The sequence below is a fragment of the Shewanella algae genome (assembly GCF_009183365.2).
Classification (GTDB): Bacteria; Pseudomonadota; Gammaproteobacteria; order Enterobacterales; family Shewanellaceae; genus Shewanella; species Shewanella algae.
In genome coordinates this window covers 934472-950191 of sequence record NZ_CP068230.1, presented here as the reverse complement: position 1 = coordinate 950191, position 15720 = coordinate 934472, and the positions used below count along the sequence as shown (strand labels likewise).

The following is a 15720-nucleotide window of genomic DNA, read 5'->3' as shown; positions in this document are numbered from 1 at the left end:
TCACTTTAAATGGATAATTCTTCTTGAACTATTTTTGCCTTTGGCAACTTTCCTAAAACAAATTCTTTCACATCATTATAATTCTCTTTCGTGCATAATATCGCTGCTCCATTAGACCAATCTTTGCTCCTGACATGAATAATTCTTCGGCTATCACAAATATTAATTATACTTAACTCGCTAGCAGCCTCTAAACCTTTCTGATGCCAGAATACTGGAATGTAATGAGCGTATTCAGGCTCGCCCTTGGGGAATGGGTAAAAACTTAGCAAGGCTAACCCTCCCGCCCCAGCCAACAGCAATGGATTGACCATCAAGGCGATAGGGATCACCAAGAGTGCGACGCCTCTTAAGACAAAGAGAAATGACTCCGGCACTTCATTTTTATAGCGCCACTTAGGGTAAGTTTTCACTTTATCCCTTAGAATACCGGACTCAGTGATTTTATAGGCCACACTGTGATATTGGCTTCTGGTTATGTTATAGAAAAATAACAGTATAGAAAACATAAACATGAACAGAACAAACAAGGACTCGATTAATTCATAGTCAACGCCCTTATCGCCAACTATACCAATAAACAGGAAGAAACCCACAGGTATACCACATAAGAGACCAACAGCTTTCAAATGATGTACTAATGGGGAATCCTTCCAAAAAAAAGTCCGTGCCATAGTCCATTGAAACAATGCCGGTTCCTGCTCCAGTTTATCAATATCTGCCTGTGGGAAAGCGCCCTCTTCAACGTAAGGGTAGTACTCAATGTAATCTGGGCGCTTAATTAACAGACTCAAACTATTACCCTATTAAAAAATCGATTATGGCTATACTGAATGTAGTTGGGTCTTTTTGCCAATTAGCTCATCATTCGTCCAACTTAATTTAAGTAATAACTCAAATCGACTTATCTTCAATCACCTTAGCCTCAGGTAATTTCTTCAACACAAATGCTTTAACTTCCTCATAATTTTTTTTGGTGCAAAATATTGCGCCACCTTTCGTAAGATCTGCACTTGTGATATCAATAATTCTTCTTCGTGGGTTTAGATTAACTATGCTCAACTTTTTCTCATTCGCAACTCCAGATTTATGCCATAAGTTTGGAATATAGTGGGCCTTTTCAGGCTCAGAAGGCTCTACCTTTTTAAAGCTCAATAATGCCAGACCGCCGACACCCACCAATAAAAATGGGTGTATAACCAGAGCTATCGGTACAAGGATAAGAGTCATAACTCGCAGAACCCACATCAAACCTTCCGGGTTGATGGCGCGATACCCCCACCTTGGACAGAGTTTAACCTCATCCCTTAAAAAACCCGACTCGGTGATCTTATATGCTACATGGTGATATTGAAGCCGAGTGAAATAATAAATTATCAATAAAATCGAAGAAAGGAAAACGCCAATACCAATAACTGAATTCCAATCATCAGGTTGTGGATTTTCTGATGCTAGATTTATCAATGAAAAAAACAACATAGGGATACCCGCGAAAATCCCCCAGATCATTAAAATCGATGCCGAACCACTAAACCGATGAAAAAAAGCCCTTGGCATAGTCCACTGAAAGATGGCCGGTTCGTCTTCAAGCTTGGTAATATCGGCTTGGGTAAACCAGCCTCTTTCCAAGCCGTCCTGACTATACTGAATATAATCTGGCCTGTCGACCAGTTGACTCTTTTTATTCCCTTGTCCCACTCAATTCTCCTTGCTACTAGCCCTAAAAGATAATACCTGTAACTTCATTTGGTTCAGGGAAAGTAAACCTTGCTTCTTCCTCCTGTAGCTTACCCCAAACACCTAAAATTTGGCTTAAACTTTTAGGTTGTAACTTGTAGTGCCAAGTTTTATCTATGTTACGTTGTCTTGGGCGGCTAATATTCAACCATAGCTCTGACTGCGACTTTAATGGATTTTCAAATAATTCAGCCGGAGTTAAAGGTACATACATCAACCAGTATTGACTATTGTTTTCTACAATATAGCTATCATCCATCTCATCCCAGGTCTCAGGAAAGCCATTTTCAATGAGATTTCTGACTGCCTCTGGGGTAACGGCTATTGCTTCCATTCCGTCCCAACCAGAATTGGTAATTTGAGTCGCTCCCCAAAGAGTATATTCATGATAGACTTCCGCCAATTCAATATGAGTCCCTGCTGTTGGCAGATTGAACAGTAGCCAGCAGCCGGATACCGTTTCGCGGTTTAATAGCTGGTTTGGAATACTGGATTTTTCCAAGATAGCGGCCAGTTTCGATGAGCAAGAGGGCTGCATATAAACCGCAGGCTTTAGCAATATATCTTGCAGATGTTGGAATGCCTCGTGGGGGGCATCTTGCCACAGTGGAGAGGAACCAAAATCACTATGATCCAACCATTTGTCAATATCGTCGCGCGAAAAAAAGATAAATGCAATGGAAGATAACAGGTAAGCCACACCGGCAATTGCCAGTATTGGAAGGATAAGCGGTGAACCAGCAACAAAGCCGAAGGCTGCTAGAGCTTGAATCGCCATGCCGCCAAGACTGACTGCAAGTGAGGCTTCTTGGACCCATTTCAGCGATCTTTCCACAGCATTCAAATCTGCCGGATTCTCGCCCCAAAGCCCCAACTCCTGGCCAATCTGAGCTATTTCATAAGCATTTGCTACTGCTGAGGCAACACCTAACGAAAGAGCTGCCATACGGAAACTACTCAATACCTTGGCAAATTCAATGCCATGAACACCAGTAGCCTGCTTAAAAGAGAGTTTAAATAGAGGAACAACCCTGTCTTTAACTAAATATGTCGCTTTATAGATGCTCTTCTCTCCAGATGCCGTCACTGTTTGCTTGATCTTGGTAAGCAGAGGATCATACCAAATAGCCGCGATACCAAAGGCAACAAGATACCCTGTATTGTAAATCAGTGTATGAAGCTTTTTACTTTCAGCATCGGAACTGTCGAACTTAAAGGAGCCCCAAGAGTACTTCTCTGGCATAGGTGTATATAGTAAGTTGATATACCCAAGTAAAATAGCCGTTCTGCCCAAGGTAATGTGACTTGCCAGCTTTTTGCCTTTATCCAGATAGCCTTTTATCCCTTCAGAGAGTTGGCGTCGGCTTTCCAGTGTCACCGCCTGTTGCTTGGCAGCAGCCCAATAGGGCTTCTCTTCTACAAGCAGTTGAAATGCTTCTTCTGCCTCGGAGATTTCACCGGTTACTTTTTGCAGTTTGTTTCTAAATTCTTTACCTTTGCCTGCAGCTCTTCTGACTGCCTTCTTTCGTCCCTGCTTATAAGTTTTCTTATTTTTCTTTTGTTTCCTTTTGGCGTCCTTAGTCTTTTTATCAGCATTGCCAATTTCTTTTTTCAGATTGCTTTCTTGTTTTTTCAAGCCCCCTACTTTTCCTTCCAAAACAGAAAGCTTTTCCTGATAAGCCTGAAAAGCTTTTTCATAGTCAGAAAGCTCTTCAGTTTTCAGTGGAATATCTTCAACAAAAGAGTTAATCAGCAGTGATTGCAACATTAAGCTGGTTGAATGGGTAGAGATCCCCTTTTCCCCCCGAAACAGAGGGAAAATGGCTTCCAGTACATGCGACCAACCTTGGGAGGTTTTATCGGCAAAGGCTTGTCGCATTGCATCCAACGTCTTGTGGACATCTTGATGCAAATCGGTAGCCCATTTGTGCTCTATCAACGGCAACTCATTAAATGCCGCTTTAACCTCGTTCATCCTTAATACTGCGTTGTTACTTACTGAAACTCCGGTTGCCGACAACAAAGCCGCCGGTTTTTGCAGGTGTCCGTTGAGCTCTTGGTGCAATAAGGGGTCAAAACCGCTCGTGGTCAGGGCAATCAACGCCTGGGGCTTGGAAGCACTCGAAAACGCACTGGCAAGAATGTCTCTTTTTGCATCATCAAGAAACATCACCAGCAACTGTAGACTGTCGCTCATCCAAGTTGTTAAGCCCTCTTGATGGCTGGGATGATGACAATCTGCTCCTAATACTCTGGCATCGGCCTGGATATGAAAGTGGCAATCAAACAGCTCATCCACCCTAGGCCCAATCTCTTCCATTAATGCGCTATCATGCTGCAAGTGTTTTGTCAGAAAACTTTCCGCTTTCTGCATATTGGCATATTTACGCCTATCTCTTTCAGCCTCCCAACGAGGCAAATCCAGATTCCAGGCCGAGCCATATTCGGCAGCAAGTTCTTGTTCAAGCTTCAAGAATTCATCAGGTGATACAATGCCTTTTGCTCCTTGAGCGGCATAGATCCTAAGCTGATCTTCATATCTGTTTACGGCTTCCCGATAATCAGTCAGTTTATCCAGATAACGGTTGATTGCCAGTTCATTCCCTCTGACTTTTGGCGGCAACTTATCATTGTGTAGCCATCCATCCTCACCGAGCATATCAAGACCGCCACAAATCTGAACTACCGCTTTGGCATTCATCCGGCGATACATTTCATCCTCATTAAACTCATGCATCTGTCCGGATAGATAAAAGGTTTGAGAGGCGATATCACAGATATCCGACCAAATATCATCCAGTGCGACCATCAGGGCCGAGTCTTTATCGCTTATAGGGCCTAGGTAGGTAGTCAGGGGCTGAACCGGCTTACCGCTGAGCGTTTCATCTCCCTCCCCTCTGTCTTGCAGGGAAGGAACCGCCATAGGGAACTTGGCCTCGCCGGCAATATCGGCAACCTGGCTCAACACCTTGATTGGGGCAGTATGGGGCTCTGCCATAGTGCAGCAAAATCCGGGCAATGACAGCTTGCGCCCCCAGCGACGCTGGGCTTCGCCATTACTGCGATAATGCTCCAACATAGGCCAGGAACACCTTAGCTGGCTGAACATCAGATACAGCTCAGAGCCGCGGTTATATTCCAGATAGACTTTAGGCTCCAGCGCTGTACCGCGCTCGCTGAGCGGTTTGTCGGCCTCGTTGTCGCCAAACTGGTAACGGATCAGCTGAGGTCCCCTGACTTCATATTCGTGCAGGGTCTTTTCGGTTTGGTTCCAGACATAAAGCCAGCCGTCGGTAAGCTGACGCAGGGTGTAGCTATTACATTTGAGCTGTTTGCTGAAGTAGCCACCGGGGAAGTTACCTTCTGAAGGCAAGTTGTGCTTGGGGCAAGGCTCCGGCACCAACTGGAATTCATCCAAGGCATAACGCACAGGCACGATTTTGACGGTTTGCGCCTTGAGTGGGCAAGTTGCCAGTAAAGAACCGGCTTTAGTATCCGACTCTTGAGTGGCCTTATCGTTGGCATCCTGTTGTTGTCTATCCGCCGACATGAGTAACTCCTTGTAACGCATTGGCTCTTTGTTGATTTAACTGCTTGGCCAAATCTGCGGCTTGTGCCAAAGCCGCAGATCTGTCACTTCCCCGGGTTTGCATCAGGTTAATAATGCCGGCGTACTCTGATTGAGAGACGGGTTCATCGCTAGCCTGGTGCTGATCAAGCAAAGCCCCGGAAGCACTGCTTGCCTGATTGCCGATAAGATTCTTTTCAAAGTCGGCACCGAGGTAACCCAAAATATTGCCGTAAAGAAAAATGTCCCGCTCCGATTCCCACCCCTGCGCGGCGGCGCGCTCGGCAATAGCCAAGGTTCCCGCCAGGGAAACCGAACCGAACTCATCGGCAAAGAAGTACCTCAAATGCTGCTGCAGCCTAAGACCAAATTGCTGCCAGCAGACCTGCTGCATCACCTTGAGGTGGTCATCGGTCAATTGAAAACGCTGAGTTACCTCACTGGACTGAGCCGACTGAGGCACTCGGCAGTGCCAGTGTTCAGCAATAGTGTCATACACCCATACCCGACCGAATATACCCGCCGGGAACAGTGCTTCCAGCGGCAGTTGCGCCGCCATAAAGCCCGCCAGCACTCTGGGATCCTGATAGCGAAATAATACCTGGTGGCCCAGCGGATGTTGCTGCAAAGGTAGTTGCTGAAAATAGCGCAACAATTCAGCACTGGAGGAAGTTGACTCAAACAGCCAGACACTGTCCCGGTAGCAAAGCTGTTGCTCCAACCAATCCAACAACTGACTGTCGGCTGGACATTGCAGCAGCAAGGGTTGAATATCGCCGAGAGACTCGAACTGAGTCCCTTGATACAGGGGTAGCATAAAGACGCGGTTGTCCAACTGATACAGGGTTTGCGCCAGGTTTCGGTGCAAACAGGCATCCCAAAGCAGATACAGCTGCCCCTTGAGTCCAGCGAGATCAGGTAGGGGCATCTTCTTCCTCCGGCTGCTCACAAATTTCGCACACACCTTTAGCCGTACTGGCAGCCAGCAGCAGAGTGCCACTCTGCTGGGATGGATTGGGCAAAATCACTTTTTCGCCTTGGGGCAACTCGGCAGCGGCCACTTCACCCGGAAGTTCCGGTGCCTTGCCGGCAAAGCCGCTGCCTGAGCCTGGACTGCCGCCCGAGTTGAGATTAACTGCCGCGCCGCCCAGGTGCACCCCGGCCGGATCGACCTTGACGAAGCTGCCACCGGCACTGATGCTGATCTCGGCGCCGGCATCGAGCACAATTTTCCCCAATGACTTGAGATGAACTTCACTGCCCACTTCGAGCGCTTCTTTGGCGGCGACTTTCTGCTGATAGCTGCCATCCACTATCAAGCTCTTGTCGCCTGTTACCTGCTGACGGGACTCGCCCAACACCGTCAGGTGGTCGTTGCCGCCGATGCGGCTGCGCCTTTCATTGTCCACATCCAGGTGGCTGTCGTGCTTGATATGCTCGTGTCTGTCATTCTCGGTCAGTAGGTTCAGGTCTTTCTGCGCATGCAGGTAAATCTCCTCTTCACCCGCTTCATCCTCAAACCTCAGCTCGTTGCTGCCCTCGCCCTTGTGGCTCTGGGTCTTCAGCACAGTGCGGGTCTTGTGGGCCGGCAGCGCGTAAGGCACCTGGTTCACCGCATGGTAGGCCCGGCCGGTGATGATGGGTTGGTCCGGGTCGCCGTCCAGAAACGACACTATCACTTCATGCCCTATCCGCGGCAGTGCCATAAAGCCATACTGACCACCGGCCCAGCCCTGGCTGACCCGTATCCAGCAGCTGCCGTGCTCGTCACCCTTGGCATATCTGTCCCAGGGGAACTGCACCTTCACCCGGCCGTATTCGTCACAAAATATCTCTTCATCCTTCGGCCCCACCACGGTCGCTATCTGCGGCCCCGCCATCTGTGGTTTGGCCTTCGGCTCCGCTTGCCATTGCATGGAGGAAGGCACCGCCACTATCTCGTTACTGTAAGTCGTGCCGCGGCTGCTGTTGTCCTCTTCCGCCGCATTGCCCTGCTCGCCTGTGTGGCTGACCCCCACTATTACCCATTCGCGATTAAGGCTCGCATCCGGGTGTTCGCTCAGGGCAAACTTCTGCCCGCTCAACGCCTGCAGTTGGTCACTCTTGAGCAGCAGCTGCTCGCTCTCCCGTCGCAGTCCCGCCAGGCGCACCTTGCTGAACAGTTTGCCGTCGGCATCGTCCTTGTAGCGCCCCGGGTAGTCGAAGTGTTCATAGCCGCTCTGTTGCCAGTCTGCATCCTCTGTGCTCGGTTGCAGGAAGCTGTAGGCCGGTTTGCGGAAGCTGTAGTCCTTGAGGGTGGCCCCGCTCTCGGCACGGTGGTGGCGGTATTCGGCGCTGCGGACACTCGCCTGCTCGGCGCGTCCACCCGCCAGGGCGTTGTAAGGATAGCTGTGGGGGCTCAGGCTCAGTTTGTCCAGCGCATCGCACAGCACCAGGGTGTGTTTGTCGCTGCTGTGCTCGAAGTAGTAGAACAGCCCCGCTTCGCGGGTCAGGCGCTCGAAGAAGTCAAAGTCGCTCTCGCCATACTGCACGCAGTATTCCCGTTTGCGGCTTTCATGGCGCGGGTCACAGCGAAAGGCGTAGTCGGTAATGCCCATTTCGCCGAACAGTACCGCGATGATGTCGGTCAGGCTCTTTTCCTGGAAGATGCGGCTGTTGCGCCGCAGCTGCAGGCGGCTCAGGGCCGGCTCCAGCCTCAGTCGGTAGCGGGTCTGTCTGTGGCCGCTGTCGCCGCGGCCAAAGCGGCTTACTATGCCGTGTAATTCTCGTTGGCATTCGCCGTCCTGCCACCAACTCAGTACCCCGCTCTGGTCCACCAAGTCGCTCGCCTTGATATCGTCCCGGCGACTCAGCAACTCAAGCTCAACCACATAAGGACTCGACAGCGATTCTTTCAGCTTGAACGACAGCACCGACAGGCTATCCTCTGCCAAACTGCCCGCCTTGAATCCAAAACGCATGCCGCTCCCTTGATGACTCATCTTCGCTGTCCTTATTGTCCCTGTCCTTTCGCGGTACTCTTGCTGCTTAGGCTTGTTGCTCAGGATTGTTACTTAAGCTACTGCCTGGCTTGCCTCAGCCCTGAACTTCTGTTGGGCTTGCTCGCTGTCGCCGAGTGCCGTTTTGCTCTTGGTCTAAATGCGATTGACTCGAATGTCTGTTGAATGTTCGTTTAGCCGAATTGCACCAAAAGCCATTGGCCTGCTCACTGGCTCTCAATCAACCGTTTACACTGTCAGTTGACGTCCCCGCCAGAAAACACCCCAATGGCAAACAGCCACCGCAAGGCGGTGGCTGACACACACTATCAGGCTTCGATGGGCTTGCGCCAGTCATCCGCTCCTGAAGTACCGGCACTCACGTGGTCCCAGTCTATCTTGCGATAGGCCATTGACACCTCAACCAATTGAGTGAAATCTGCCTTGTTCGGGTCCTGGCAGTGTGGCATGTGGCAGTTGATGTCCACTATCGTCGCACCTTCAAGCTTGGTGGTGAAGAAGTGTTCCTGCTTGCCCTCAATAGAGGTGCGGTACCACTTCAGCTCAACCTTGTTCAGCTTCTCACCGGATGACAGCGAGTTGTACATCAAAGGCACCGCCTTGTTCAGCGCCACGGTGAACTTGAACGGCTTGTGCACCCGCTGACCCGAAGGCATACCTGACTGTGGGTCGGTCGGCACTGTCACCACATGGTTGAATTCCTGAACCAGCATCTCGTCTTCATGACCTTCCACAAAGATGTCGCCCACTGACTCGGCCGTAAACGCGCCTGCGGTGATGTTGCCCTGGGTTTGACCTTCGATGGAGATATAACATGGTGTTGGCATGGTTAATTCCTTTTACTGTTGAATGAGTGATAAAACCTCATCACCCAATGCCAGAAGCATGCCAAATCGTAACCCACTGTTTTACAACAACATCCAAACCCACTCCCACTCACCGGGCAATTTCTTGCCCCAACCCGGGCAATTTTTTGCTCGCCGGGCAACTTCTTGCCCGAAGAGAGTTGCCTGAAAGAGTGGCCAAAAGCCGCCAAAGGCCAGAGTTCAAGAGCGAACACAAAGGCGGCCAAACGGGGGAATTCTTGTATTACATAACAACATCTTGAACATCGGCCGCATCTTGGACATTAGTTCTATCTGAACCCGCCGCCATTGGCGCCTTATCCGAGTCAGGAGCGGTTTGGACTGCCGGGTCATTTGTAACGCCAGAAGCCTGAGTGAGCCCCAAACTCTGGGCCAACAAAGTGCGCTTGATCAGCAGGGATTTCAGTTGCCTGTCCAGCAGTGTCAGCTCCTGAGCTGCCCGCTCATTTTGCTGTTGCTTGAGCAGCTCATCGATGAAGTAGGCTCTGGCCAACACGGGGGACAGGCTGCTGGCATACTCGGCCATATCCCGTGACTGACGCTGCAGCGCACTGAGTTTGTTGGCATCAAGCCCCTGCCATTGCTGTAACTCTTTGCTTAAGTTGGCCGCTCGGGTGCGACTGGCGGCAAAACGCTGGAAATACTTGTCCAGCTCCAACAGATAATCTACCTGCTCGGGATAAACATATGGCTCATCGTTGGCCAAAGGTGCAGCGCCAAATAGCTGATCTATCTTCTGCCACAGCGGCAATGCCGTTTCAGTCGGCAACTGGGTCACCTGCTCGGGTGGCTTGGGCGCAAATCGCTCAGGCCAGAACTTCTGCCCTATGGTCAGCCCCAAAGGTTCGGCAAAGTGTCCCGCCGTCAATGCCAGCAGCAAGAGGATTAGTCCCAGCGGCCAACTCAGCCCCTTGTAATTAGCCTGCTGCTGAGCACTTGTGGCAACAGCGGGTCGCTTGGCCGGTTGTTTAACGCCATCAATCTTGTCGAAGATTTGAAAGCCGAGCGCATCCAGGTTTGGCATCTGCTTGGGTTGACGCGCCTGCATCAGCTCAAACAGCTGCTGACAGGCATATTCACACCGATACCACTCACGGATATTGCCTTCAGTAGCTTGCATATCCTTGAGCTCCGGCAATAACTTGCCTATGGCCCAGTTCAGTATTTCGGCGCACTTTTCCGGGCTGATAGTGCCCATCTCTTTCGAGTGCGCCAACACGGTTAACAGTAACTCCAGCCCGGATGCCAAACCGGCAATGCCGCGGGTCTTGGCCGCAGCTACCGAAAAGTAGCTGGCCGCCAGTAGATCCACCCCATCTGTCATCGCCAGAGTGGCAGCAAGATCATAGACCTTTTCCCAATCCGTCCCACCACTGAAGGGAGATTGGCGCCGGTTGATCTCACTACGCATCTGCTGATAGCGGTTATCTTCCCGAAGCTGAGCCGGTGCTGCGGTCATTCTGAACCATCCGGCATTCACTGTTGTTTGCTGTATCAACTTGGTACACCTCAAATTCCATTAAGTTGAGTCCCACAGGGGAATTGGGCTTCCAAGCTGTGGAAGCCCGGCGGCTCAGTAGAGTGTTTTAGGCAACTGATAGTTGCTGAGCAGATTTGAGGTAAAGGGATTACTGTTGTCTGCCGTGTGGATCCGATAGGAGATATCGCCCTTATCCACATTGAACTGGTAATCCACACTGGTCGAGCTGGAGCCGGTGATCCTGGCGCTGTCGAGCAACCTGAAGAATGCCCATGGGCCTTCGTAGCTCAAGGAACGCGGTGACATATTCACTTCGCTTGGCACCAAAGTCAGCTTACTCTCGGCCGTTTCCCGCAAGGTGTTGGGCCATACCAATTCGATGGCGCGACGTGGACCATGGGTGTATTCCACGTACTGGCCATCGACGTTGATGACACTACGACGCTTGTTGGGGCTCATCTGCAGTGGCTCCAGGGTGAACTGTACGTCCAGGTTGCCCTTGAGGTTGAAGAAGGCGGTCTGGATCTGTTTTGCCTGCTCTATCGCCTGCAAGACCTCTTTACGGATCAGGCCGGTTTCACTGCCTGCCAACTGGTTGAGCTGATCCATGTTTTCTTCCAGGAACATCCGCATCTGCTGATCATAGAAGGTATTCAACGTGCCGTGCGGGCCGAAGAAACGTTCAAAATCGGCAATCGACACCTGTTTAGTGGCCTTGGGATTGAAGGGATAACGGGATGCCAGATTCTGCTGGAACTCCATATACACTTCGTTGTACCAACGCACCTCAAGATGCTTGATAGCACTCTGCAGTACAACCTTCCAGCTCTCCTTGGCCAACTTGGACACCATAGAGTCCAGCGGCTTGGGCAGGCCATCGGAAATACGTTCCAGCGCGTAAACAGGGTCGGCGTCGTTAAGCTTGAGCCTTTCCTGAGCCGCCTTCAGTGCCGCCTTGCCCACATCCGGGGAGTTTTGGATCCCGCGCAGATAAGCGTGCAAGCGCACCACGGCTTCCATCACTTCATCCAGATAAGCCGGCTTACCGTCCTGGGACTTGAGCATCTGGTTCAATTCGACAAAGTCACCGTCTATAGTCGAGGCGATACGATACTGAGGCGACTTGAGCAGCGCCTGACGGGCCTGATCATCATCCGGCATATCCGGGAACAGCTGGGTATTGCTGCCCAGCGTTTCCAGCAGGCGCGACAGCGGCTTGTTGCTCATGGCCACATTATCCAGTACCAACACCGCCTGGTTGATGTCTTCGAAATTCTTCAGTTCAAAACCATTCAGCGCCCGGCGCCAGCTGGCGTTATAGTCGGCCAGATATTGGGCCACTATCTTGTTGCGCAGCGCCGTCTTGTCGGCATCGCTGAAGTCTGTGCTGTGAGCCTGGCCGAGTACCCAGCTGTCAATCAACGCCAGCTCGGCAACTGAATCAGATCTCGGGATAAAGAAGCGCTCAAAACCTTGTTTGGTGAGTATTTTCGGGATCTTGAAGATCTCAGGATCCTGCGCAGCTATCTGGGAGTCAAACACCAATTCATTGGCCGGGCCAACGGTCAAACGCAGATCCAGCGGTGCCCCCAACTGAGATACCGAAGAGGACTTGAGGTATCTGTATACCCGCTGTTCTATCGGCAGCAGACTCAGCTCATTCTGGGCCTGGGCCACCATGGTATCGAATGGCTTGAGCACAGTCTCGGCGTCCGGATTGGACTCCAGCCGTGCATGCTGCAAGTCTGTGTGCAACAAGGCGTAATCCAGATGCTCCATCAGTTGGGTCTGCAGTTCACGATTGCCTTCATAGGCCTTCTGCCAAACATCGGCAAAGTATTCGCGAACAAAGCTGTCGCGGCGGCCACTCTTATCGGCCAGCATTCTGAATACCCGCAATACCGCCAGCTTTTCATCACTGCCTTCTGGCGCATCGGCCAGATCCCGCGCCACTTGCCGGAGCAGTATCGGCAGATAACGATAGGACAGCAGGTTCAGATAGGTCTCTTCTACCTTGGGTCCTATGGTGTGCCCCTGGTAGAGGCCGAGATCTGAGATTAACCTCGGCTTGTCACGGAAGAAACCAAACTCCAGGGTAGCCGCCCGAATGGTGTTCAGTGGCGGGATCACGTTGCGGGCCAGCGGATCAAAGTTGGTGTTATCGATAAGCTCGTTGTATTCATTCACCTTACTCAGCACGGCATCGGCCTGAGCGCTGTTGAGCAGGTAGTATCTGTGCCAGCTGCCAATCAAGAGCACAGAGGCGATGGAGCAGGCCACAAAGGACAGCGCCATGATGCGGCGTTTTTGCTTGGCCACCTTGAAGTTGTCCGAAGCCAGACCCGCTTCCGGATATATGATGCGGGTAAAAAGCGAACGGGTGAAATAGGGAGTAGAGTTTTCACTGCGCTGGGCACTGTTGACCGACTCACTCAGGCCATAACGGCGGGAAGCGCCATCCACATAGGCATCTGTCGGCACCCCTTGCTGGTAAACAGAGGTCATATAAACCCCGCGCACCAGTGCCGAGGTCGAGAACTGATCGCTTGCCAACGCATCGACGAAAAACTCACGCAGCACCTTGTGGGCACCGGCAATCTGACGTGAGAAGCTGTAGATGGCCGAGCGTTCTTCCTTGTCGCGGCACTGCAGCAGCGCCCTTGGCAGGCCGGCATTGATGCGCTGAATAAAGTCTTGCCAATCCTGATCAAACTCATTGAGCCAGCTGTCGAGATCGTTGACCGAATTCAGGGAGAAGGTGAAACCGAGGATCTCATCCCGCTGCGCCTGGGTGAAATGGCGGAAGAAGGGCTCGAATCCCAGCAGCAGATCCAGTTTGGTCAGGGTGATATACACGGGCAGACGAGTTGACAGGGTTTCCATCAGCTCGCGCAATCTGGCACGCAACAAGTGGGCGTAGGCCTTGCGTTCGGCCACAGGATCGCTGACCAGGCTGGCCATATCCAGCGCCAACACCACCCCGTTCAGGGGGCGGCGACTGCGGGTGCGCTCCAGCCACTCGACAAAGTGCAACCACAGGCGGCGCTCTGTCTCGCCATCCGGGCTGGTTACCGAAGGCTTCTGGGTCAACAGCTCACCGTCCGGGTCAATCAGTACGGCATCGTCACCTATCCACCAGTCAAAAGAGAAAGGGTTTTCAGACTTCTTGCCCGAAGCACGCATAACGGAAGAGAAAACAAACTTCTGCCCGGAGCGGTTAATCAGGCTGGTCTTACCGGCGTTTTCCACCCCAAGCACCAGGAACCAAGGCAAGGCGTACAGGTAGTTACGGGTGTTGAGGCTTTCTTTCATGCCCACCATCACCTCGTTGAGTTCCTGCTCCTGGCGTTCCACCAGGATCTTCACCGGGTCTTCCTTGAGCTGCTGCTCCCTGACCTTCAAGGCGCCGATACGCAGCAGACGACGCCACTGCACCCAGCCCCAAATAGTAAAGCAGGACAGGGAGAAGATGGTGCTGGCTATAATTCGGGCCGTTGTCGATGCCAACGGTTTCTCACCGTCCAGCTCCAGCCAGGGGCCCGCCCACCAAATCGCCACATTGACCAGAACGAAGATAGCCACCAGCAAAATGGGCAGCGCCGACTTCAGTTCCGGCAGCAGTTTCCTCAAAAAGGATTTGATCATCGACCACATATACATTTCCCTGTACCTAACTCAGATTGACTTTTTGTTGTAAACGAGACATCAGACCCGGCTCCCAATCCGCCAGACTGGTGTCCGTGGCCTGGCCAAGCAGCACTTGGTACTCCACCTCTGCCATAGCCCCTAACTGGTGTTTGTCTTTCAAATCGGCCCCCAGCAGCCGCAGATAGAACTTGTCCCTCGGCTCAGTGGCCTTGTGCAGTTTTTCGTTGAGCGCCGCAAATGCCAACGACAACCCGCCACTGGCGGCCAGTTCCCAAATTTCCTGCTCGTAACTGTTGCCTTCGGCCGAGCCTGAACCCTGCTGCTCGCTGCCGTTGAGCCAACTGCGGGTTTCTTTGGAAACAAAAGGCACGCCGCCTTTGAATGACATATCCAAAAGCGCAGGCAGACGTTCAACAAAGGCCGCCGTCTCTTCCAGAATCGCCTGAGCCCAGGCCGGCTGCCCCAAGGTCTGTGCCAATTGGGCACTGAGACAGTGACCGTCAATCCAGAAAGGACTCAGGCTAAGGCTCTGCTCTATGCGCCTGAGCAGCGCCAGATCCGGACTCTTGGCCAACTGGCTGCGATACTCGGCCACTCTGTCGACAGAGATAGGCATCAGGCTGGTTTCGCCCTTGGCATTGGCATTTTCCGGCGCCGAGGTCACACTGAACCAGATGGCAAAGCGTCTAAGCCTGAGGCCAAGCGCCATGCCCGCCGGATTCTCGGCGATAAAGTCTGCCACCTTGAGCAGAGCTTGCTTGGTAGCCTTGTCACTGCTGTTGTCTATCTCCAGCCTGGGCATATCCCTGCTTTCACTGCTGCGGCTTTCACCGGAGCTGGATTCCTGCGCGGGTTTGGGCTTGTTGGCAGGCTCACTGCTGAAACGGCGCTTGAGCTTGGCCTCCAGGGCCTGCAGTTCATCCACAGGCAACTCTTTGGCGGCCGCGGTATCACATAGAGCCTTGAGAGACTGCAGCAATACCGACTTGGTGTCGGGATCGCAAAAATCGGTATCCAGCCCTTCGGCTGCTTTCAGGGTTCGCTGCACTATTTGGGCGAAAAACTTGCGCCTGGGCAACACGCCTCTGGGGCCCGGCGCCGGATGGCAAGTCTCCCAGAAGGAGGCCATAAAACGCTCCAGCAGTGCCAGCGAACAGGAGAAACGCTCCAAACTGCACTGATGCTGCAGGCACTGCAGCAAATAGGTGAGCAGTTTTAAATCCTTGCTCTTGGTTTCCAGCAACTTTAAGGCCGCACTCTCCACCTCGTGCCATTGCACTTCGGAATGCGAAAGCGACCCCACCTTCATCATCTGGCCTTCCACATAGTCAAACAGCACATCATCGCTGAGGCGCTCTCCTATGGGATTGGCCTCACTGATGGGGCGGCTGACTTTATCCAGGTATTGATTCAGATCCATCT

General features: G+C 52.1%; 9 protein-coding genes. All 9 read right to left on the bottom strand.

Annotation, left to right across the window (positions count from 1 at the left end; genetic code table 11):
• Positions 1-5: 5 nt before the first annotated feature.
• Positions 6-794, bottom strand: a complete 789-nt coding sequence (locus E1N14_RS04245) for a hypothetical protein (RefSeq protein WP_025012160.1) — start codon at positions 792-794, stop codon at positions 6-8.
• A 100-nt stretch (positions 795-894) separates the two neighbouring features.
• Complete coding sequence (locus E1N14_RS04240) at positions 895-1698, bottom strand: hypothetical protein (RefSeq protein WP_062793998.1); 804 nt, start codon at positions 1696-1698, stop codon at positions 895-897.
• A gap of 22 nt (positions 1699-1720) precedes the next feature.
• On the bottom strand, positions 1721-5287 hold the full coding sequence (locus E1N14_RS04235) for a toxin VasX (RefSeq protein WP_062793997.1): 3567 nt from the start codon (positions 5285-5287) through the stop codon (positions 1721-1723).
• Positions 5274-6233 carry a DUF4123 domain-containing protein gene (locus E1N14_RS04230; protein ID WP_025012107.1) on the bottom strand — a complete coding sequence of 320 codons (960 nt, stop codon included), beginning with the start codon at positions 6231-6233 and terminating at the stop codon, positions 5274-5276. The genes E1N14_RS04235 and E1N14_RS04230 overlap by 14 nt, the downstream gene beginning before the upstream one ends.
• Positions 6220-8286, bottom strand: a complete 2067-nt coding sequence (locus tag E1N14_RS04225) for a type VI secretion system Vgr family protein (RefSeq protein ID WP_152134861.1) — start codon at positions 8284-8286, stop codon at positions 6220-6222. Before E1N14_RS04225 ends, E1N14_RS04230 begins: the two co-directional genes overlap by 14 nt.
• Before the next feature lie 326 nt (positions 8287-8612).
• Positions 8613-9131, bottom strand: coding sequence for an Hcp family type VI secretion system effector (locus tag E1N14_RS04220; protein WP_025890191.1), 519 nt, complete (start codon positions 9129-9131; stop codon positions 8613-8615).
• A gap of 262 nt (positions 9132-9393) precedes the next feature.
• Positions 9394-10668 carry a type VI secretion system ImpA family N-terminal domain-containing protein gene (locus E1N14_RS04215; protein WP_152134877.1) on the bottom strand — a complete coding sequence of 425 codons (1275 nt, stop codon included), beginning with the start codon at positions 10666-10668 and terminating at the stop codon, positions 9394-9396.
• A gap of 75 nt (positions 10669-10743) precedes the next feature.
• A complete protein-coding gene (gene tssM, locus E1N14_RS04210; protein WP_037437600.1) occupies positions 10744-14304 on the bottom strand; it encodes a type VI secretion system membrane subunit TssM in 3561 nt (1186 codons plus the stop codon).
• A gap of 16 nt (positions 14305-14320) precedes the next feature.
• On the bottom strand, positions 14321-15718 hold the full coding sequence (gene tssA / locus E1N14_RS04205) for a type VI secretion system protein TssA (RefSeq protein WP_025012073.1): 1398 nt from the start codon (positions 15716-15718) through the stop codon (positions 14321-14323).
• Between the last annotated feature and the right edge of the window lie 2 nt (positions 15719-15720).